The organism is Thermovibrio guaymasensis, from assembly GCF_003633715.1.
In the GTDB taxonomy this organism is placed as follows: Bacteria; Aquificota; Aquificia; order Desulfurobacteriales; family Desulfurobacteriaceae; genus Thermovibrio; species Thermovibrio guaymasensis.
This window is the reverse complement of sequence record NZ_RBIE01000001.1, coordinates 99,059-118,361: the sequence shown is the minus strand read 5'-3', so window position 1 is coordinate 118,361 and position 19,303 is coordinate 99,059. Positions and strand designations below refer to the sequence as shown.

Genomic DNA, 19,303 nt, shown 5'->3' with positions numbered 1-19,303 from the left:
CAGACAAGGAGGAATTTATGGAAGAGATCCTCAACCAGTTCGTTCCTATAGTGATTGAGCAAACAGGTAGAGGCGAAAGGGCATACGATATCTACTCAAGGCTCTTAAAAGACAGGATAATAATGCTTGGAACCCCCATAGACGACCACGTTGCAAACCTCATAGTTGCCCAGCTTCTCTTTTTAGAGGCCGAAGACCCTGAAAAGGACATTTACCTTTACATAAACAGCCCAGGAGGAGTAGTTACTGCTGGACTTGCAATCTACGACACCATGCAGTACATAAAGCCTGACGTTGTGACTATCTGTATGGGACAAGCTGCAAGTATGGGGGCAGTTCTCTTGGCTGCTGGAGCCCCTGGTAAACGCTTTGCACTACCCCACGCAAGGATAATGATTCATCAGCCACTTGGAGGATTCCAGGGACAGGCAACGGATATAGAAATTCACGCAAAGGAAATCCTAAGGTTAAAGAGAATGCTAAACGAAATACTTGCCAAACATACAGGAAAGCCAATCGAAAAGATTGAACAGGACACAGAAAGGGACTACTTTATGAGCGCAGAAGAGGCAAAAGAGTACGGCCTTATAGATAAAGTTCTAACTAAGAGGGGCGGTTAATTGGTAAAGGGAAAGTTTCCCTTAGATAGAGTTGAAGAGGCCATAGAGGACATAAAGCAGGGGAAAATGGTCATCGTTGTTGATGACCCAAACAGGGAAAATGAAGGGGACCTCGTTATTGCCGCTGAAAAGGTTACTCCTGAAGCTATAAACTTTATGGCAAAGTACGGAAGGGGATTAATCTGCCTTGCCCTCCCTGAAGAAAGGTGTGAAGAACTAGGCTTTGAGCCTATGACCCCAAAGCCTTCAGATCCTAAAGAAACCGGGTTCTGTGTTTCCGTTGACGCTCATCCAAAGTTTGGAACTACAACGGGAATCTCCGCCTACGATAGGGCTATAACGATTAAGCGGGCAGTAAGTCCAGATGCAAAACCTGAAGACTTTGTAAAGCCAGGGCACGTTTTCCCCTTAAGGGCAAGGAAAGGAGGAGTTCTCAAACGCTCAGGCCATACAGAAGCTGCAGTTGATTTAGCAAGGTTGGCCGGCCTCTACCCGGCCGGTGTAATCTGTGAGATTATGGATGAAGATGGAAGCATGATGAGGCTTCCAAAACTGATTGACTACGCAAGGGAACACGGCCTCAAAATAATAAGCATAGCCGACCTGATTGAATACAGGATGAAGAGTGAAAGCCTGATAAGGAGAGAGGCCGAGGCAAACCTCCCAACGGTTTACGGCCAGTGGAAGATCTACGCCTATACCTCACTAGTAGATGGAAAAGAACACGTAGCTTTAGTAATGGGAGATATAGATGAAAACGAACCTGTTCTCGTGAGAGTCCACTCTGAATGCTTAACAGGAGACGTCTTTGGTTCATTGAAGTGCGACTGCAGGAGCCAACTCCACAGAGCTATGGAGATGATTTCAAAAGAGGGTAAAGGGGTAATCGTCTACTTAAGACAGGAAGGTAGGGGAATAGGTCTTGTGAACAAAATAAAGGCCTACCACCTTCAGGACCACGGTTTTGATACAGTTGAAGCTAACGAAAAACTTGGATTTCCTCCTGACATGAGGGATTTTGGAATAGGAGCCCAAATTCTGAGAGACCTTGGCGTTAAGAAGATGAGGTTAATGACGAATAACCCAAGGAAGTTAATTGGCCTTGAAGGTTACGGCCTTGAAATAGTAGAGAGAGTACCTATCATAACAGGTGTTTGTCAGTATAACATCGGATACCTTAAAACCAAGAAGGAAAAGATGGGACACCTAATTGAACTGGAGGGAAAAAATGGATAACAAGGAGTTTCAGGTTCCAGAAGGAATAAGGGAGAAGCTTAACCAGATTAATAAACAGTTCACTGTATTTGTTGAGGAACTTGTAAGGGACTATGAAAACAAAGTAAACGACCTTCAACAGAGGGTTGAAGAACTTGAACAGGAGAACGTTGAGCTTAAGTATAAGTTGAGACAGTTAGGCAACGAACTGAAGAACCTGAGCGAGAAAATAGCTTCTGAGTTCCTAAAGAGGGCAGAAAACGCCCTTGAGGAGGTTGAGAAATTCAACCAAAAATAGGAATTACACTTGGAGACCCTGCAGGAATAGGACCCGAAATTCTCCTTAAATCCCTCAACTTCCTGCACTCCCTTAAAGGGACTTTCACTATTTACGGCTCAAAAGACGTTTTAGATTTCTACTCTGAGCTCCTCTCAATATCCTATTCACTAGAGCTGGTTAAGGAACCACCAAACGAACGTGGAGTTTACCTAATTGACGTGTATCCGGTAAAAGGAATAAAGCCAGGAAAACCGAACCTCCAGTGTGGAACTGCCCAGTTTAAGTTCATTGAAAGGGCAGTGAGTGATGCAAAGAAGGGAAAAATTGACGGAATAGTTACCTTTCCCATAAATAAGGAAGTAATCAGAAGAGCCGGTTTTAAATTTCCCGGACACACCGAATACTTAGCAGACGCTTTTAAAATAAAGGATTTTGCTATGATGCTCTCCAATCAAAAGCTAAGAACGGTTCTCCTAACAACTCACCTTCCTTTGAGAAAGATTCCAGATAAAGTAAAAAGGGAAGAAGTACTTAAAAAACTAAGGTTAATCTGGAAGGAGCTCCGCCCAAGGAAAATAGGAGTATGTGGTCTAAACCCCCACGCTGGAGAAGGTGGCCTGTTTGGAAGAGAAGAGATAGAAGAGATAACACCTGCAGTAGAAAAGGCAAGGAAAGAAGGCATTCCGGCCTTTGGTCCTTACCCTTCAGACACTCTATTTGTGAGGGCTTTAAGGGGAGAGTTTGAGGTCGTTCTATCAATGTACCACGATCAAGGTCTAATCCCAATTAAACTCCTCGGATTTAGTAAGAGTGTTAACACAACTTTAGGCCTTCCGATAATAAGGACATCGGTAGATCACGGAACTGCCTACGATATAGCCGGCAAAGGTATTGCAGACGAAGGAAGCTTTAAAGCTGCAGTAGAAGAAGCTTTAAACCTTCTAAAGAAAAGAGAACTTTGATAGAATTTAGCTTAAATTAAAAGGGCTAAGACTATGAGAGACTTAAGTTTTTTAAGAATTCCACGTGCAGATAGTAGTACAATATTTTTATTTATACTAATTCTAACGGTCTTTATACTCTTTCTCATTCTAGTAGGGCTTCTAAGGGAATACCTCAAGAAAGTCAACATTAAAAAGTCATTCTTTAAAGAAGCCCTTGAAAGAGGTTTAACAGAAGAGGAAGCTCAAATACTGTGGGAGTACTCTTTAAAACTTGGAAGAGATCCTTTCTTAACTTTAGAGTTCAAATCTCCCTTTGAGAAAGTTGTCGACCTTTTTCTAAAGGAAAATCCCCAAGCTGACGAGAGTCTAATTCAAGATATGAGAATGAAACTGGGCTTTGACTACCTTCCTCCCTTTGTTCCTCTTGTTAGTACAAAGGATATAGAGTTATTCCAACCTGCAAAACTCTACACTCCAAATAAAGGTAGCTATGAAATTGCACTCTTTGATAAAGACGAAAAGTATATGTACTGGGCAGTGATTGATAAAAAACAGCCTCCAAATTTAGAAGGTTCTAAAGTAACTATTTCCTTTATAAGGAAAGGGGACGGTATTTACAAGTTTGAATCAGTTGTTGAAAAAGTTTTCTTCGAAAATGGAAGAATGATAATTCAAGTTCCCCATACTTTTGAGCTTACAAGGTATCAAAGGAGAGAATACGCAAGGGTAGAGGTTGAAATCCCGGCAGACGTTGGTATCTACAACAAGGAGGAGGACAAAGTAGAGTGGATTAAAGGAGAAATCATTGATATTTCAGCTGGCGGAGCTAAAGTCTGCATTCCACACCAAAACTTCCCTCAAGAGCTTAATCCCTATACTGAAATTACACTAAAGTTTAACCTTAAAGGTAGAGAACTTAAACTAAAAGCAACTGTAGTAAATATCTATAAGAGAAGGACTTCAACCTGTTATGGAGTTAAGTACGAAGATATAAAACCAGAGCAGCAGAAATTTATCCATGACTTTGTAAGGGAAGAGCAGAAAAAACTTGCACAACTTGTCTTTAAAAATAGGGGATAAATGAAAGGGCTAAGTAAAGTTATTGATATCAAGGAAAGGGAACTACAAAAGGAAAGGGAAAGACTTAACATGCTATTAGCAAAAGAAAAAGAACTGAAACTTGAAATTGAGGAGGTCAACAGGAAAATTTCCTGCCTTAAATCTATGACACCTGAATCTGTACTACAATTTGCCTTAATACAGGAGGAAACGAAGAGGCTTTTAAAGGAGAAAGAAAAACTAAAGGAGAGTTTAAAAGGACTTTCATTAGAGATAGATAAGAAAAGAGAGGATGTAGGTAGACTAAGAGGAGAGGTAAAACTCGTCAAAGAACTCCTTAAGAGGAAAGAGCTTAAGGAGAAACGAGTTAATGAGGTTTTAAATGAAAGGTTTATTTACCAAGCTCTTTACTCTGTTGATCGTACTTAATGCTATGAACTTTCCCTCTTACGCTCAGGGAAAGGTTCAATTCAAAGAAGCAAAAAAGGAAATAGAGAGGTTAACCAAATTAAAACAAGAGGTCAAAAAACTAATAGAGGAGAATAAAAAGTTACTAGAAGAAATAAAGAAAGAGAGGGAGAAACTAAAGAAGGAAAGAGAGGAATTTGAAAGGAGAATCAAAGAGGTAGAAGCTGAGAGGTACAAGAAACTTGCCCAAATGTTTTCAAAAATGGATCCCGAACTTGCAGGCCAAAAAATCTCATCCTTCACGGACCCCAAAGAAGCTGCATATATCCTCTATAACATGAAATCCAGAAAAGCAGGAGAAATTCTAAACTACGTTGACCCTAAAGTTGTTAATCAAATAGTGAAAATTTTAACTTCCATTAAAGAGAGCTCTTACTCCGATAAATCCTAGCCAGGATCTTAGCGACAACTTTATAGAACTCTTCAGGTATGTAATCTCCGATATCGCACGAAGAATAAAGAGCCCTTGCCAGTTCAGGGTTCTCCTCAATAGGAACTCCACTTTCAATGGCAATCTCTTTAATCCTTAAAGCTACCCTATCAACTCCTTTAGCCACAACTTTAGGAGCGTACATCTTCCCCCTTTCATACTTTAGGGCAACAGCATAGTGGGTAGGGTTTGTAATTACGACGTCAGCTTTAGGTACTTCAGCCATCATCCTCCTCATTGCAATCTCTCTCTGCTTCTTCCTTATTGCAGACTTGACTAAAGGATGTCCCTCATACTGCTTCCTCTCCTCTTTAACTTCTTGAACACTCATCTTCAGGTTCTCCTCGTACTCCCAACGCCTGTAGAGGAAATCAATGGCTGCAACGGGAATTGACAGGAGACCAAAAACGAAAAAAAGGACGACAATCCACTTTGCAAACATATTTATTTGAGAGGGAAGGGGTAAGAGGGGAAGAGAGTAGAAACCAGAAAGAGCAAACTTTACAGTAAAATAACCTACAGCGGCAGCAACAGACAGCTTTAGGGTATTTTTTACACTCTCAAAGAAGGTCTTTAAGGAAAAGACTCTACCTAAACCTTTTACAGGATTAATGTTGTCCAGCTTCGGAATGAGAGGTTTAACTGTAAAGAGAAAACCGAACTGAACAAGGTTTGAAAAGACACCAACAAACAAAAGGGAAACGAAAATGGGCAAGATTAGTAAAAAAAACTTGTAAGAAAAGAGCTTTAACATGTAAGAAAGCTGAAGGTAAGAAGACTCTGAAAAAGAGTAGGAAAAGAGAGCCTGCAAATTTCTATATAAGTAAGGCAAGTAAAAGTAGAGGAAGATTGCCGTAAAGAATAGAGTTGCTGCTATCGGAACGTCTTGACTCTTTAGTACTTGACCCTCTTCCCGTGCCTTCTGGCGCCGCCGTGGGGTCGCCTTTTCCGTCTTTGAAGGATCCTTAGCCACCCTTTAAGACCTCCAACAGCCTAAATAAATCCTCAAGATACCTCTGAACTAAGTTAACAGTAAAGTAAACAATAACAGAAAAACCTACGCTTAGTGCTAGCAAACCTACAAATACTTGCAGAGGTAAACCAACTATAAAGACGTTAATCTGAGGGATTAGCCTATTAACAAGTGCAAGTGCAAGGTTCGTTATAAAGAGGGCAAAAATAAAGGGAAATGCCAGCTTAAACCCAAAAGTGAAAATTAAGCTAGATTCCTTAATTAGAAAGTTAAATAAAGAGTCCCCTATGTTAACCCCTCCAGGGGGAATGAATTTAAAACTCTGGTAGAGGGCTCCCAAAAATAATTTTTCACCACCGGTTGCAAAGAAAACAGCGTAAAAAACAAAAGCAAAAAACCTTCCCAAAACAGAAACCATTCCAAAGGTAGGATCAAAGAGGTTGGCAACTGTCAATCCCATAAGGTAACTAATCAGCTCTGCAGCGTAGAGAACAACTGCGTAGAAGATACTTCCAACCAATGCAAGTAAAAAGCCAACTAAAAGCTCCTTTAAAACTAGGAAAGTAAAAGTTAGTAGAGAAGAAGGAGGTTGGAAAATAGTAAGAATAAGGGAGGAAAAAAAGAAAGAAAACGATAGTAAAAGGATAATCCTTACAGATATTGGAATAAAAGAAGTGGAGAAAAAAGGAAAAGCCATCATGAAGGCTGAAAGCCTAAGGAAAACGAACAAGAATCCCCAATAATGGGATGAGATGTAGTCAAAGAACTGATTCATTTTAGTATCTGGAGGAGGTATAAAAAGTTTTCCTTTGTATAGTCAACTAACTTAATAAGTATCCAATTACCTAAAACGTAGAGCGTAACCATCGTTACTAAAATCTTAGGTATAAACGTCAAAGTCATCTCGTGAATTTGAGTTGCCGCCTGAAAAATACTCACAACCAATCCAACTAAAAAGGTCGTTAGTAGAACGGGCGTTCCAACTAAGAAGGCAACTTCAAACATTTTCTGTCCCAAACTTATAACCTGATCTACCGTCATTTGTAACTCTCTACTATCGACTTAATTAGAAGTTCCCAACCTCCAGATACTACAAAAAGTATAAGCTTAAAGGGAAGAGAAAGCATCATAGGAGGTATCATCATCATACCCATTGACATAAGAATACTGGCGACAAGCAGGTCTATAAGAATGAAAGGAAGGAAAACAACAAAGACAAACTCAAAGGCAGTCTTAACTTCACTAACCATAAAGGCAGGAATAAGAGTAATAAAAGAGACCTCTTTAGGAGAAGAGGGTCTTTCCCTTTTAATATCAAGAAAAAGCTTTAACTCTTCTTTTCTTGTATTCCTTAACATAAACTCCTTTATTGGAACAGCAGCTCTCTCAATCGCTTCAATATCTGAAACTTCACCGTTCAGATAAGGTTTAAGAGCAAATTGATCAACTTTCCTAAGTGTTGGATACATTGTAAAGAGGGTAAGAAAGAGAGAAATAGCTATGATAACTTGGTTTGGAGGTGTTTGGGGAGTTCCCAAAGCGTGCCTTAAAAGGGAGAGAATAATAACAATCCTTGTAAAGCTAGTGACAGCTATAAGTATTGAAGGTAAAAGGGCTAAGACAGTGAGTAAGAAGAGAACCTTTAACGTAACATCAACTTGCCCCAACCTCTGGGCAATTTGGTTAAGAGTTTCTCCTTGAGCCGTCGTTGGCACTAAAACCAGTAGTAGAACTATCCTCGTCATCTTTTATCTCTTTTAAGATCTTGAAGTCTCCTCTTGAGTAAAAACCTAAATACTGCCTCTTTCCCGCTCGAAAAACTATAAGGCCAGAGTCACCACTTAAAGGAAGTTTTTCAAGGAGTTCTAAATTTCTTCCCCCTTTATTATAAGGGAACTTAAAACCGTACCTATTAATTAAATAGTAGAGAAAAACTAAAGCTCCAATTACAGTTAAAGAGTTAAGGAGGAACTGGAGCTCACTATACAAGGTCAACGAGCCTCAAACCAATTTTATCGTTAATAACTATAAGCTCCCCAATGCCGAACTTCTTATCGTTAAGGTAAATTTCAAGGTAATCTTCAACTTTGGTATCAAGGGTAATAAGGTCCCCTTCTTTTAACTTTAAGACTTTAGAAAGGGAGAGTTCTTTTCTCCCCAGAACAAGAGATACTTTTAACTTGATATCCTTAAACCTCTCTAACTTCTTATCTACCATTTCTAACCTGTTTGAATTATAAATTCGGTAAAGTAAACGTTCTTTACACCACCTAAAGGCAAAATAGCGTTCACTCTCTTAGCAATCTCTTCCTTAAGGAATTCTATACCCTCAGGTGTTCTAATTTCAGAGGACTTCTTAGTTAGAAGCAAAGTTGTAATAGCGTCCTTAATTTCAGGTAGCCTCTTCTGTGCCTCCGCCTGAACTTTCTGATCTTTTAATTCCAAAACAATAGAAACTTTTAAAAACCTCTCAATATCGGGATCTGCAAGGTTAACAACAAAAGTTCCAAGATCAAACATAACCCCTACGTTTTCAGTAGCCTTTATTTCTTCAATAATCCTCTCTGCCTGCTTCTCTTTAGTCTCAGCTTTTTTCTTGTCAAGAACTAAAAATTTATAGGCAGCCCCCCCTCCGGCAGCTGCCAGTATCAAAAAGATAAGAATTAAGAGTAGCTTCTTCTTTCCGCCTTTACTCTCCTGTTCCTGCTGCTGCTTTTCCTCTTCAGCCATCTAAAGCTCCGTTATCTCTTGATATTCATCGTTTCCTGGAGAATCTGATCGTCAGTCGTTATTACCCTTGCATTTGCCTGATAAGTCCTTTGGGCAGTAATAAGGTTAATGAACTCATTAGCTATATCAACGTTTGACATCTCGAGCATTCCACTTCTAACTTTTGAGATAACCCCTCCTGGCATAATAACAGGAGTAAAGGTCTGAACGTTGGGAACGTAAAGCCAGCTTCCTTTTCTAACGAGCATCTCTTTATCTTTAAAAGTAGCAATTGCAAGACGAGCAATGTCTTTCACTTTTCCGTTCGTATAAGTTGCTTTTATAGTACCATCCTCACTGACTGCAACAGCCATAAGATCACCTTTACTGTTACCATCCTGCTCTGAATAGAAGATAAAGTCAGAGGCAACTTGCTTTAAGGGTAATATATTGAGAGAAAGTTCTATTGGAGCAGCTCCATTTTTCAAATCAACTTCTGCAGTTTGGATTTTTTTAGGATCAAGGCTATTTGTACTTTCAGTATTATCATAATACTCGTAGTCAACATTGATAGAATCATTATTATTTCCGTTTCCGGCTAAATCAAATACTTTAATAGTACCATTTGAGTAATCAACTGTTCCTTTTACATCTCCTGTTGATTTATCTATTAAATTTCCTTTACCGTCGTCAAAAATTTCCTTATTACCGCTATTATAAGATACCTTAACACTACCTGGAACTAAAGGAGAATTTGATAAAGTAAACTTTCCATCATCAGCGCTCTCTGTTTGAGATTCATTAGTCACCGATGAAACTTTTCCATAACCTTTGATGTTCGCTTCGTCAATAGTACCATCAGGCTTAAACTGAATCTTTAAAAAGGCAAATTTATCACTACCAGCAGGAATTTCCACAGGTTTTCCATCAATAGCTGAATATACCAACCAGAAGGCATTTCCAGAGTTATCTTGCTTGTGAATGAAATAAAATTCTAAGTTATGAGGATTTCCTAAAGAATCATAAACCGTAATTGCATTAACATAATTAAAAGTTGATGAATTAGCTGTATTAAAAATGGATTCATCAACATTTGCAGTATTTGGATTATCCTCTATAAAAGGAGCTCTTGAATCAAGATTGCTTGGTTCTTTAAAAGCGACATAAGAAGTTGACTTTGGTTTTATGTCCCTTGGTATATTAATATTACTAACAGCCCCTAGAAGATTTCCGTTGTCATCTAACATCCATCCTTGAACTTTCATTCCAAGCATATTGATAAGATCTCCGTTAGCATCAAGGCGAAACTCTCCATTCCTCGTGTAATAAGTCACTCCAGATTTATCCTTAACCATGAAGAAACCTTCACCATCAAGGGCTAGGTCAAGAGGGTTATTCGTATTCTTAAAGGTTCCCTGGCTAAAGTCTTTAACAGTTGCACTTACAAAAACTCCTCCCCCAACTTCCCTGTTAACGGGAGCACCGTTCTTAAAGGTAGTAAGACTCCTAGATAGAAGATCTTCAAAAACGGCTCTTTCTGCTTTGAAGCCTACAGTATTAACGTTAGCTATGTTGTCTGAGATAACTGAAAGCCAATCTTTATCTGCTGAAAGACCTGTAAATGCCGTGTAGAAAGACTGAAGCATGGCTAACCTCCAATTGCTGTTATATTTTCAATAGGAATTTCGGAAATTTTAGTAACAGCATAAACTTTTCCATCCTCTCCCTTTTTAACACCGTTAACTAAAGCGTAACTTTCAACTTTAGCATCAAGTGAGGAACCATCAGAAGCTACAGCATTAACCACTACTTGGTAGTAACCATCAGGAAGAGAAGAGTTATCAATTTCTACAGGATAAGTTCCAGGAAACAAGTCAGTAAAAGTTTTCTCTTCAACAACCTTACCTGAACTATCGAGGAGGAAAACTTGAACCCGACTTGCTGGTTCTGAAAGAGTAAACTGAATCTTACCCTTTCCTTCCTTCACGTAAGTCTGATTTCCTGAATACTGAACAGATTTTCCTATAAAGGAAGAAGCAAAAAAGAGTGAATAGGCATCAACAGTATCTTTTATCTTATCTATATTACTCTCAAATGAATTAAGAACTTCCATTTCCCTGAGCTTCACCGTATTTGTTATAAACTGGCTTATATCCTGAGCTTCAAGGGGATCCTGCCACTGTATATTTGCAAGGAGAACTTTTAAAAACTCCTCGTGGGACATTTTAGAGTTGTCGTAATTGGCCGGAACAACTTTGACCTTTGACTCATCACTCATTCTATAAATCCCATCTAACCCCATACTTCTCTCCCTCCTTAATAATAGATTCTACCAATCCTGAGAGCTCTTTAAAACTCTCTTCAATACCAACTCTTTGACTAATCCCTTGCCTTATAAAGTTTTCCAACTTTTGATGAGCAAAAATTGACAAGTCTATCTTTGGAGAAGTTCCCTTTTTATAAAGACCAAGCTGGATAACCTCCTGGTTATCTCTATAGAGAGTTTCTAACTCAAACACTAAAGACTGTAACTTTAAAATGTCCTGACTGACTATCTGAGGAGTTAGCCTACTTATACTCTTTAAAACATCTACAGCAGGAAAAAGCCTTCTATTTGCAAGTTCCCTTGAAAGAACTATGTGACCGTCAAGCAAACCGACTGAAGCATCTGCCACAGGATCAAGCGCAATCTCATCACCTTCAACTAAAACGGTAAAAATTCCGGTAATACTTCCTCCCCCAACGAAATTACCCGCTCTCTCTATCAGTTTTGCCAAAGAGGAAAAAACGGACGGAGTATAGCCTTTACTGGTAGGAGGCTCACCAACGGTCAACCCTATCTCCCTCTGAGCCATAGCAAATCGGGTTAGAGAATCTACCATAAGTAAAACGTCCTTTCCCTTAGAAGAGAAATACTCAGCTATGGCACAGGCAGTGTAAGCAGCCCTTATCTTAGCAAGAGGCGGCATATCAGAAGTAGCCACAACTATAACTGAACGCTTCAAACCGTCAGAAAGGTTATCCTCTATAAACTCTCTAACCTCTCTTCCCCTTTCTCCTATCAAGGCCACAACGTTAACGTCTGCCTCTGTAAACCTTGATATCATTCCTAAAAGGGTACTCTTACCAACTCCTGCACCGGCAAAAATTCCAATTCTTTGCCCTTTACCTACAGTTAAAAGGCTGTTTATTACTCTAATACCAAGATCAAGAGGCTGAGTTATTCTGCCCCTTTTTAAAGGGTTAATCGGTGAAGGCTTTAAAGGAATGAAATCCGTTGGAGTAAAGTCTTTATCGTTAAGAACTCTTCCGAAAGGATCTATCACTGCACCAAGGATTTCAGGAGAAACTCCAACCTTTAGTCCGGATAGTTTCGCCTCCACCTTAGTTCCTATCGTTATACCTACCGTATCATCATAAGCCATTAAAAGTGTTTTCCCATCCCTAAAGCCGACAACCTCAGCTTCAATTGAACCGTTAACTTGACAGAAATCCCCTATATGAACCTTTGGGAGTCTAGCTTCAATTACAGCCCCTTTCACTCCCTCAACTTTACCCACAACACGGTACTTAGGAAGTCTTCTTAATCTCTCTTTCAAGCTCTTCCCTTAATATGTTTAGCTTCTCCTTAAAGTTTGATTCTACAAAAAAATCCTTAAAGACTATCCTAAAGTCATAAGCTCCAATATCAGAACTAACTTTCACTCTCTCTCCCTCAAGAACCTGTGCTAGTTTCTCTCCCACTTCAATACTAACTAGCTCTTCCTTTTCAAATTCCTCCAATATTTGATCAATTTTTTTCCTTAAATATGAAGAATTGGAAGGATTCAAATAAAGAAACTCAAAAATTTCAAGTAGAGAATCAAGGATTAAACCTTTAATTTTCTCTAAAACACCCTCCTTTTCATTCTTAAAGCCTTCTATCAAAGAATCCAAATTCACCTTCAATTTCTTAAGCTCTGACTGAAACTGCTCAGAAATTCTTCTTTGCATATCAATTAAATCTTTCTCTTTCTCTTTTAACCCTTTAGCGTAGCCTTCCTCAAAGCCATTTTTATAAGCCTCCTCCTTTACCCTTTGAAGTTCTTTCTTAAAAGAAGCTTGAAGTTTCAAAATTTCCTGTCTGTACTTCTCCTCAAGCCTCTTTAAAGTTAACTCTTGAGACTGCTGAGGAACTTCATCACTACTCTTTTTAACCTCTATAAAAGAGGAGAAATCCTCAAGGTCAAGCATTACTTCTCCTTAAGCCACTTACTAATCACGTTTACTATTAAATCTGGGTAATCCTTTGCTATCTCTACTATTTTAAGGTAAATTGGATCGTTTTCAATTCTAACTTCACGAAATCCTTCTTCTTGAGTAACCTTTTCCCTCATCTGCTCAATTAACTCAGGAGAAACCTGCTGGATTTCAGAAGGTACTTTTTCTTCTCTGCCTTTAAGAATTTTAAAAACAACCACCCCAGAAATTCCTAGGAGGACAAGAGCAGCAGCAAGAAGGTAGTACCAGGGAAATTCTTTCTCTTTTTCCTTTTTAGCAAACAGGGCAGACTCAAACGGAATACTTGCCACTGTCACTTTATCCCCTCTCTTGGGATCGTACCCTATGGCACTTTTAACAATCTCCTCATAAGTTTTGATTTCTTGCGGAGAGCGTGGGACGAACTTGTATTTGATAGTTCCATCCTTTTCCTTTATCTCCTCATACTTACCATCAACCAAAACTCCTACAGTAATCCTCTTTATTTTAAATATAGGTGCCACAGTACTCTCTACAGTCTTTGAAACATCATAATTCGTAGTAACATCCTTCTTTTCCCTTTTTAAAGTTTCCCCCTGAGTTTGGGTATTTATAACGGGAGGAACGTTAGTGGGAGTTCCTGCAGGCCCCTGAGGCTTCCTCTTAACTGAGGTCTCTTTCTCCTGAATTTTCCTCTGACTTACAACTGCCGTCATATCTGGATCATAAATCTCTCTCTTCCTCTCCAACTTCCCCGTCTCAATCTCAACAGAAGCGCTTACAACTACCTTACTGCTTCCCAGAGCTCTAGACAGTAGCTCCCTAACTTTCCTCTCAATATCCCTCTCAAGCTGTTTCTTTATCTTAAGTTCTTTTGAAGGTTCCTCTCCACTTTCTTCCTCTATTAGGTCTGTTAATACCCTTCCTCTATTATCAACAACGGTAACGTTTTCAGGCTTAAGACCCGGAACTGCGTGGGAAACGAGGAAAACTATCGCTTTAACCTGCTCTTTAGTTAGATCTTTACCGGGCCATAGGTTAACAAGGACAGAAGCCTTTGGCTCTGAAGTTTCTCTAACGAAAATTGAATCCCTTGGAAGAGCTATGTTGACCTTCACATCCCTTACAGCATCAATACGTTTTATTGTTCTTTCAAGCTCCCCTTCAAGGGCCCGAATGTATTCTATGTTCTGTTGAAATTGGGTTATACCCAATTTTGGCTGATCAAAAATTTCAAAACCTACAACTTTACCGTGAGGTAAACCTTTCGCTGCAAGCTTTAATCTTACATCATAGACTTTGTCCTTAGGAACCAGAATTATACTTCCATCACCAACAACCTTATAAGGTATCTTCTCTTCCTGAAGGACAGAAAGGATTTGACCAGCATCATCTGGAGATAAATGTGTGTAGAGAACAGCATAGTCTTGATTAGAACTACTTCTAATTAAAACAAAGGAAACAATCGAAAGTATAGCGAGAGCCCCAAGAACTAAAGCTATATTCCTTGGATTGGCATTTTTGGAAAGAAAATTCTTAAACTTTTCTTGAATTTCCTTTACTTCCACCTTTATACCTGCATTCTCATAATTTCCTGATAGCTTTCAAGGGCTTTATTCCTCATCTCAACTAAGAGCCTGAGGGAGAGTTCTGCCTTCTCTACCGTAAAGAGAGCTTCTTCAAAGTTCTTTATTTTACCTTCAGACAGTTTCTTCTCTACCTCCCTCGCCTCAAGCTGTTGAGAGTTTACTTCATTTAGAAAATCCTTCATTACTTTTTCAAAAGTAGAATTTTCACTATCCTTTTCATTTTCCACCGATAGGCTAGGAACAAAAAGGAATTTGGAACTTTCAACCCTCATCTAACTCCTCCCTCAAGCCTTAAGTATATCTATTGCATTTAAAAGAAGCCCCTTAGCTGTATTAAAAGCCGTAAGGTTAGCTTCGTAACTCCTCATAGCGCTCATTACGTCAACCATCTCCCTCAGAGGATCAACGTTGGGAAGTTTAACGTAACCTTTACTATCTGCAAGAGGATTCCCAGGATCGTACTTCAGTCTATAGGGAGATGGATCTTCTTTAATTTCTTTAACCTTTACCCTATAAAGAGGAACTTCACCTTCTTTAATCAAAACAGACTCAAAAACAGGAACTTTTCTAGTATAAGGTCTTCCGTTTTCATCAACAGAGTTTGAGTTGGCAAGGTTACTTGAAGCAACATCAATCCTTACTCTCTGAACAAGCATTCCAGAAAGGGAAACTTCAAGCCCCTTAAATATCATTATCTACCCCCAATAACCAGTTTAAGTTTCCCTATCTCCTTCCTCAAAGTTTCATTGAGGGTTCTTGCCATTATGGCAGTTTCTGCAAGCTTCCCAAGTTCTTTATCAAGGTTCACTCTATTTCCATCGTAGCCGGATATCTCGTCAAGAGTTACTTCCTTAAAAGTAACCTTCTCGCCACCGTAAGGATCAATATGACGGGGGTCTGTCCTCTTCAACTTTAAACTCTTATCAAGCTCTCTCTCAAAGACTAAATCCTTCGGCTTATAGAAAGGAGTATCAACGTTAGCTATGTTACTTTGAATAACTTCCGAACGCCTGTAAAAGAAGTTTATTCCCTCTTCAATTGGCTTCAGTTGATGAAAGAGCCCCATCTTTCAACTCCTCCTCAAGAAGAGTATCTTGATAAACCGTTTTAGAAAGAGACGCCATAGAGTCAATACACCCATCTATCGTAGTATAAACCTTCTTGGCCTCTGATAGTTTCCCTAATCTAACAGCTGAAATGAGGAGATAACTTCCAATTAGACAGTTCCTATAACCTCTTTCATAGAGAGCCTTTGAAACTTCGTAAGCTACCCTATACTTATCTTCCAAGATAGACTTTTCAACTAACTTATTAAGAGCTGCCTTCACAACAAGCTCCTTTTCATACTCATTAACCAAAGCCTTTTTATAGGAAACAAATTCTTTGAATGCCAATTCAATCTTACCAATTTCTGAAAGATAATAAATAGCTATACTTGGAATTTCAAGGCTATCCTTCTTACATTTAGTTATTAACTTATTAAAACTCTTTAGATCCAAAGATAAGAAAATACCAAGTTCCGACTTAAGAATTAGATAATCGCACCTGTTCTTATCCTTAACAGTCTCTAAAACTTTTAGAGCCTCAGAAAAATCCCTAGTTTCAAATAAGGCCCTTGCCATCATTACCTTACTATCATCATCTTTCCACTTTCTAAGGATGAAGGACAGAAGTTCTATCCTTAATCTTCTCATATTACAGTGTTTAAGGTCTGAGGCAAACTTAAGGAGAACTTTCCTTCCAAAGAGTTCTTGAAAGAACCTGGGATTTGAACGGTAAAGAGAACAGCCTCTATCTGAAGGGAGTTTCAAAAGATAGGGTTCCCAAAGGTATCTAATAAACTCCCTCTGTTCATACTTTACCTCCTCGGGAAAGATAAGGGAGACCTCCCAAGTTAGCCTTTTAAACGGCATTTCAGGAGAATCCAGTTTAAAAACTAAATACCCTAAATCTGCAAGGGCGTAAATCCCGGCATAGGTGGTCCTAAAGTTGACTAAAACGGTCGCTATATACTTTATAGGGTCTTTAAAGGCTTTGTCCTTTGTTAAAAGAGCCCTATACTTTATTTCAGGCTTTTCCATCATCGGAATTATCTTCAACCTTGCAACTACAGCCTCAAGAGAATCGGGGTAATCCCTTATAACAGAGTAGTAATAAACAAAGGCTAACTTATCATTTCCCCTTTTAACCTCAATATCTCCCAACCTTAAAATCGCTCTCCTAATAACTTCCTTATCCTTTGTAAAGCTGATAATCCTCCTAAACAGGTGCTCAGCAACAGTATACTTACCTAACCTATAAATGTTTTCTGCAACTAGAAGGTAGTAAGACGGATTATCTATTAAATAATCCTCGTACTCCTTATACAGTTTGAAAAAATAAGGAAATGCTTCTTGATACTTACCCTGAGAGAAGAGAGCTAAACCTTTTATAAAGGTAATTTCTTTCTCTTCCTCTTTGGTAAGGTTTCTCTCTGTACTAATCAAAATGAAGTACTCTTCTACTATATCAGGCCTTCTAACCCAAACTGCAGTCCTAATTATCCCAACAGTTGTCTTAACTTTCTCTTCCTTACTCTTTGCCTTTAAAAAGGCAACTCTATAAACGGCAAGGGCCTGTTCGTAGAAGGAAAGAGCTTCGTAGATTCTAGCTTTTGTGTAGTAGTAATCCCAAGGGAGCTCTCCCTCCCCAACTTCTATAAAGTATAACTGTAGGTAGTTTAATGCCTGCCAGAGGTACTTTTTAAGACCTGTCTTTTTACCAATAGCATAGTAAGTTTTTGAAAGCATCAACAGGGCATCCTTATAGTACTTTGAATCGGGCTTTAATAGTTCAAGAAAGTAGTTAAGGGCAGTTGAGTAGGAACCGATTCTATACTGGCGCAGTCCCTTCTGATAAATTTTCCAATCCTTATCTACTTCATAACCTCCAAACGAACTGGTTGAGATAAAGAGAAAGATAAAAAAAACTAACCACCTCAAACCTTCAACTCCGTTGTTCTTTCTTTTGCTTCCCCTTTACTTTTAACCTTCAAGTAAACTTTTCCTGGAGTAAAACCTGAAGAACGGATAATTGAGCGAATGTCCTCAATCAAAGAAGGTTCTAGAGTGTAACTTTCAGAAAGCCTGAGAGAGAGGTTTAATATTCCGGCCCTGTTAAAGGAAAGTCTCATAGCCATATCTTCATTTCTTATGACAAGATTCTGAAAACTACTATTTACATGCTTAGGAACAGGAAGCTCATTTTTCCTGTTTTCAAAACTATCAGAAGAACTAAAACCATCACGAAAATCTGAGGAACCGTGGCCACTTTGTTCCTGAGGAGAAAGTAAAGAAACTACTGTTTTTCCATATTCCCTATAATGAGAAACTCCTTCTAGTTTGACTTCAGGAAGTTGAAGCTTAAGCTTAGTCACCGTTTCGAAGTTACCAGTATTACTAGTCATCACAGAGCTAGCAATATCACTTTGAGTAACTTGATCCTCCACTTTAGAAAAGCGTTCACTACCTAAGTTAGATAGCAGTTTAGAATTGGAATGTATTAAAATTTTTTCTAACTTCCCTTTATTTAGTTTAGAAGACCGAACTTTTTCTTTCTTAGACTCTAACTCTAATTGAACTTTTACTTTTTGTTGTAGTAAAATCTCACTATTTAAACTTTTTTCCGAATCTTTAATATTTTGCTTATTTATTAATTCTTTGCCATTTGAAGGAAATTTAGACTCAATAAACTTTCTTCCTTTTCTTTCTGTAAGCAAAGATATATCATCCTCAATTTTAAAATCAAGATCATGATTTGAAGGAACAGTAACCTTTTCATTCTGCTTTTGGTTAGCAAGATCAAATTTTTCCACTTTTAATCTATCACTAGAATTTATCTGAAATTTTTTCGTCACATAAGAAATTCCATCACTTTCACTTTTATTTAACTCTTTTACAGAAACAGGAAAGTAAGCTTTATCTTTCCCTTTTAAAAGGGAAAGCTTATTAAAATTTCCTAAGTTTTTAGACTTAAGATCTGTTTCAGTTTTAGAGTTATTTTTTAGATTTTCATTACTATCAATTACCTTTGGAATGACAGATTTTCTCGGAACCATCCCTCCTAAACTAGGAAATCCTACTAAAAAGGATTGCAACTTAATAGAACTTAAAACTTGACCCTTTTTCCTTCTTTTTCCTGGTTTGAAAAAGACCTTCTCATCAATTCTTTTATCTTTTTGACTTTCCCTGACAACATTTTTCAGCCCGTAAAAACTTTTAGCATTTGATAAAATCCTAATAGAAGTTCTTCTAAAATTAAAAATAAAAAGAGGTTTACTTTTTCTATAGTAATTCCTTTTTGAATTCAAATCAAAAGTTTTATCAGTTTTATCAACCTTCTTTTTTCCTAAACGAAAAGGTGTTTTATTTTTTTCCATTAAAACATCACCTTTAATATTAGAGAAAGGAAGTAAATTTGCAAACTTTATATCTACTTTTTTATTTTTCTCAACCTTTCCCTTAGCTTCTTCAATACCTAAATAAAGATCTTTTAAACCTAAACTAACAGACTTCTTCAAAAGATTTGGACTTTCTTTCATATTAAAGAATGAAATTTCGGAACTCTTCAAATTAGAAAGTTCCTTTAAAAAAAGGAATTGGAAATCTGAAACTTTAGAACTAAACCCTACCTTGTTCTCTTCTAGAAAATCCCCCTTTCCCTTCAAACTAGAATTAAACCCTAGAAGCAGGTCTAAAAGTACCATTCCACCCTCAATACTAATAGATCATATTTCAAT

General features: G+C 38.2%; 24 protein-coding genes. 7 read left to right on the top strand and 17 right to left on the bottom strand.

Translation table 11 applies throughout. The annotated features are described in order from the left end of the window. Positions 1–17 precede the first annotated feature (17 nt). Genes clpP through C7457_RS00630 form a run of 7 tightly spaced genes read left to right on the top strand, consistent with a single transcriptional unit; the run spans position 18 to position 4,977 of the window. Entirely contained in the window at positions 18–620 is a 603-nt protein-coding gene (clpP, locus tag C7457_RS00660; protein WP_121169485.1) for an ATP-dependent Clp endopeptidase proteolytic subunit ClpP, read from the top strand. Continuing rightward, positions 621–1,856, top strand: a complete 1,236-nt coding sequence (locus tag C7457_RS00655) for a bifunctional 3,4-dihydroxy-2-butanone-4-phosphate synthase/GTP cyclohydrolase II (RefSeq protein ID WP_121169484.1) — start codon at positions 621–623, stop codon at positions 1,854–1,856. Next, complete coding sequence (locus C7457_RS00650) at positions 1,849–2,133, top strand: hypothetical protein (RefSeq protein WP_121169482.1); 285 nt, start codon at positions 1,849–1,851, stop codon at positions 2,131–2,133. Before C7457_RS00655 ends, C7457_RS00650 begins: the two co-directional genes overlap by 8 nt. Further along, on the top strand, positions 2,118–3,077 hold the full coding sequence (gene pdxA / locus C7457_RS00645) for a 4-hydroxythreonine-4-phosphate dehydrogenase PdxA (RefSeq protein WP_121169481.1): 960 nt from the start codon (positions 2,118–2,120) through the stop codon (positions 3,075–3,077). The genes C7457_RS00650 and pdxA overlap by 16 nt, the downstream gene beginning before the upstream one ends. Before the next feature lie 33 nt (positions 3,078–3,110). Then, entirely contained in the window at positions 3,111–4,139 is a 1,029-nt protein-coding gene (locus tag C7457_RS00640) for a flagellar brake protein (protein ID WP_121169479.1), read from the top strand. Further along, positions 4,140–4,547 (top strand): hypothetical protein, encoded by a 408-nt coding sequence (locus tag C7457_RS00635; protein WP_121169478.1) that lies wholly within the window; start codon positions 4,140–4,142, stop codon positions 4,545–4,547. Beyond that, the gene (locus tag C7457_RS00630; protein WP_245939552.1) at positions 4,501–4,977 is read left to right on the top strand and encodes a MotE family protein; all 477 of its coding nucleotides are present in this window, start codon (positions 4,501–4,503) and stop codon (positions 4,975–4,977) included. The genes C7457_RS00635 and C7457_RS00630 overlap by 47 nt, the downstream gene beginning before the upstream one ends. Here the strand turns inward: C7457_RS00630 and flhB are convergent. Genes flhB through C7457_RS00545 form a run of 17 tightly spaced genes read right to left on the bottom strand, consistent with a single transcriptional unit; the run spans position 4,946 to position 19,270 of the window. Continuing rightward, complete coding sequence (gene flhB / locus C7457_RS00625) at positions 4,946–5,989, bottom strand: flagellar biosynthesis protein FlhB (RefSeq protein ID WP_121169476.1); 1,044 nt, start codon at positions 5,987–5,989, stop codon at positions 4,946–4,948. The genes C7457_RS00630 and flhB overlap by 32 nt on opposite strands. Next, entirely contained in the window at positions 5,982–6,719 is a 738-nt protein-coding gene (locus C7457_RS00620; RefSeq protein ID WP_245939551.1) for a flagellar biosynthetic protein FliR, read from the bottom strand. Before C7457_RS00620 ends, flhB begins: the two co-directional genes overlap by 8 nt. Positions 6,720–6,760: 41 nt before the next feature. Next, positions 6,761–7,030, bottom strand: coding sequence for a flagellar biosynthesis protein FliQ (fliQ, locus tag C7457_RS00615; protein WP_121169473.1), 270 nt, complete (start codon positions 7,028–7,030; stop codon positions 6,761–6,763). Continuing rightward, positions 7,027–7,734 (bottom strand): flagellar type III secretion system pore protein FliP, encoded by a 708-nt coding sequence (gene fliP / locus C7457_RS00610; RefSeq protein ID WP_121169471.1) that lies wholly within the window; start codon positions 7,732–7,734, stop codon positions 7,027–7,029. Before fliP ends, fliQ begins: the two co-directional genes overlap by 4 nt. Then, entirely contained in the window at positions 7,673–7,984 is a 312-nt protein-coding gene (locus C7457_RS00605; RefSeq protein WP_121169470.1) for a flagellar biosynthetic protein FliO, read from the bottom strand. Before C7457_RS00605 ends, fliP begins: the two co-directional genes overlap by 62 nt. Next, positions 7,971–8,207: a FliM/FliN family flagellar motor switch protein gene (locus C7457_RS00600; protein WP_121169468.1), complete on the bottom strand. Its 237-nt coding sequence runs from the start codon at positions 8,205–8,207 to the stop codon at positions 7,971–7,973. Before C7457_RS00600 ends, C7457_RS00605 begins: the two co-directional genes overlap by 14 nt. Positions 8,208–8,209: 2 nt before the next feature. Next, positions 8,210–8,719, bottom strand: a complete 510-nt coding sequence (locus C7457_RS00595) for a flagellar basal body-associated FliL family protein (RefSeq protein ID WP_121169467.1) — start codon at positions 8,717–8,719, stop codon at positions 8,210–8,212. A gap of 11 nt (positions 8,720–8,730) precedes the next feature. Further along, positions 8,731–10,344: a flagellar hook protein FlgE gene (locus tag C7457_RS00590; RefSeq protein ID WP_121169466.1), complete on the bottom strand. Its 1,614-nt coding sequence runs from the start codon at positions 10,342–10,344 to the stop codon at positions 8,731–8,733. A 2-nt stretch (positions 10,345–10,346) separates the two neighbouring features. Further along, positions 10,347–11,000, bottom strand: coding sequence for a flagellar hook assembly protein FlgD (locus tag C7457_RS00585; protein WP_121169464.1), 654 nt, complete (start codon positions 10,998–11,000; stop codon positions 10,347–10,349). Continuing rightward, a complete protein-coding gene (locus C7457_RS00580; protein ID WP_121169463.1) occupies positions 10,978–12,297 on the bottom strand; it encodes a FliI/YscN family ATPase in 1,320 nt (439 codons plus the stop codon). The genes C7457_RS00585 and C7457_RS00580 overlap by 23 nt, the downstream gene beginning before the upstream one ends. Then, entirely contained in the window at positions 12,269–12,931 is a 663-nt protein-coding gene (locus tag C7457_RS00575) for a FliH/SctL family protein (protein ID WP_121169461.1), read from the bottom strand. The genes C7457_RS00580 and C7457_RS00575 overlap by 29 nt, the downstream gene beginning before the upstream one ends. Continuing rightward, positions 12,931–14,505: a flagellar basal-body MS-ring/collar protein FliF gene (fliF, locus tag C7457_RS00570; RefSeq protein WP_121169460.1), complete on the bottom strand. Its 1,575-nt coding sequence runs from the start codon at positions 14,503–14,505 to the stop codon at positions 12,931–12,933. Before fliF ends, C7457_RS00575 begins: the two co-directional genes overlap by 1 nt. A gap of 2 nt (positions 14,506–14,507) precedes the next feature. Further along, positions 14,508–14,798 carry a flagellar hook-basal body complex protein FliE gene (gene fliE / locus C7457_RS00565; protein WP_121169459.1) on the bottom strand — a complete coding sequence of 97 codons (291 nt, stop codon included), beginning with the start codon at positions 14,796–14,798 and terminating at the stop codon, positions 14,508–14,510. 12 nt (positions 14,799–14,810) lie between these two features. Next, positions 14,811–15,218, bottom strand: coding sequence for a flagellar basal body rod protein FlgC (flgC, locus tag C7457_RS00560; RefSeq protein WP_121169457.1), 408 nt, complete (start codon positions 15,216–15,218; stop codon positions 14,811–14,813). Beyond that, positions 15,218–15,592: a flagellar basal body rod protein FlgB gene (flgB, locus tag C7457_RS00555; RefSeq protein WP_121169456.1), complete on the bottom strand. Its 375-nt coding sequence runs from the start codon at positions 15,590–15,592 to the stop codon at positions 15,218–15,220. Before flgB ends, flgC begins: the two co-directional genes overlap by 1 nt. After that, positions 15,561–17,507, bottom strand: coding sequence for a tetratricopeptide repeat protein (locus tag C7457_RS00550; RefSeq protein WP_121169454.1), 1,947 nt, complete (start codon positions 17,505–17,507; stop codon positions 15,561–15,563). The genes flgB and C7457_RS00550 overlap by 32 nt, the downstream gene beginning before the upstream one ends. After that, positions 17,504–19,270, bottom strand: a complete 1,767-nt coding sequence (locus C7457_RS00545; protein ID WP_121169453.1) for a hypothetical protein — start codon at positions 19,268–19,270, stop codon at positions 17,504–17,506. The genes C7457_RS00550 and C7457_RS00545 overlap by 4 nt, the downstream gene beginning before the upstream one ends. Positions 19,271–19,303 lie beyond the last annotated feature (33 nt).

Bases quoted from the DNA above. Each gene is read 5' to 3' on its own strand.
- clpP (WP_121169485.1), top strand. From the start codon at position 18: ATGGAAGAGATCCTCAACCAGTTCGTTCCTATAGTGATTGAGCAAACA.
- C7457_RS00650 (WP_121169482.1), top strand. From the start codon at position 1,849: ATGGATAACAAGGAGTTTCAGGTTCCAGAAGGAATAAGGGAGAAGCTT.
- C7457_RS00640 (WP_121169479.1), top strand. From the start codon at position 3,111: ATGAGAGACTTAAGTTTTTTAAGAATTCCACGTGCAGATAGTAGTACA.
- C7457_RS00635 (WP_121169478.1), top strand. From the start codon at position 4,140: ATGAAAGGGCTAAGTAAAGTTATTGATATCAAGGAAAGGGAACTACAA.
- C7457_RS00630 (WP_245939552.1), top strand. From the start codon at position 4,501: ATGAAAGGTTTATTTACCAAGCTCTTTACTCTGTTGATCGTACTTAAT.
- fliQ (WP_121169473.1), bottom strand. From the start codon at position 7,030: ATGACGGTAGATCAGGTTATAAGTTTGGGACAGAAAATGTTTGAAGTT.
- fliP (WP_121169471.1), bottom strand. From the start codon at position 7,734: ATGACGAGGATAGTTCTACTACTGGTTTTAGTGCCAACGACGGCTCAA.
- C7457_RS00600 (WP_121169468.1), bottom strand. From the start codon at position 8,207: ATGGTAGATAAGAAGTTAGAGAGGTTTAAGGATATCAAGTTAAAAGTA.
- C7457_RS00595 (WP_121169467.1), bottom strand. From the start codon at position 8,719: ATGGCTGAAGAGGAAAAGCAGCAGCAGGAACAGGAGAGTAAAGGCGGA.
- C7457_RS00590 (WP_121169466.1), bottom strand. From the start codon at position 10,344: ATGCTTCAGTCTTTCTACACGGCATTTACAGGTCTTTCAGCAGATAAA.
- C7457_RS00585 (WP_121169464.1), bottom strand. From the start codon at position 11,000: ATGGGGTTAGATGGGATTTATAGAATGAGTGATGAGTCAAAGGTCAAA.
- C7457_RS00575 (WP_121169461.1), bottom strand. From the start codon at position 12,931: ATGCTTGACCTTGAGGATTTCTCCTCTTTTATAGAGGTTAAAAAGAGT.
- fliE (WP_121169459.1), bottom strand. From the start codon at position 14,798: ATGAGGGTTGAAAGTTCCAAATTCCTTTTTGTTCCTAGCCTATCGGTG.
- flgC (WP_121169457.1), bottom strand. From the start codon at position 15,218: ATGATATTTAAGGGGCTTGAAGTTTCCCTTTCTGGAATGCTTGTTCAG.
- flgB (WP_121169456.1), bottom strand. From the start codon at position 15,592: ATGGGGCTCTTTCATCAACTGAAGCCAATTGAAGAGGGAATAAACTTC.
- C7457_RS00545 (WP_121169453.1), bottom strand. From the start codon at position 19,270: ATGGTACTTTTAGACCTGCTTCTAGGGTTTAATTCTAGTTTGAAGGGA.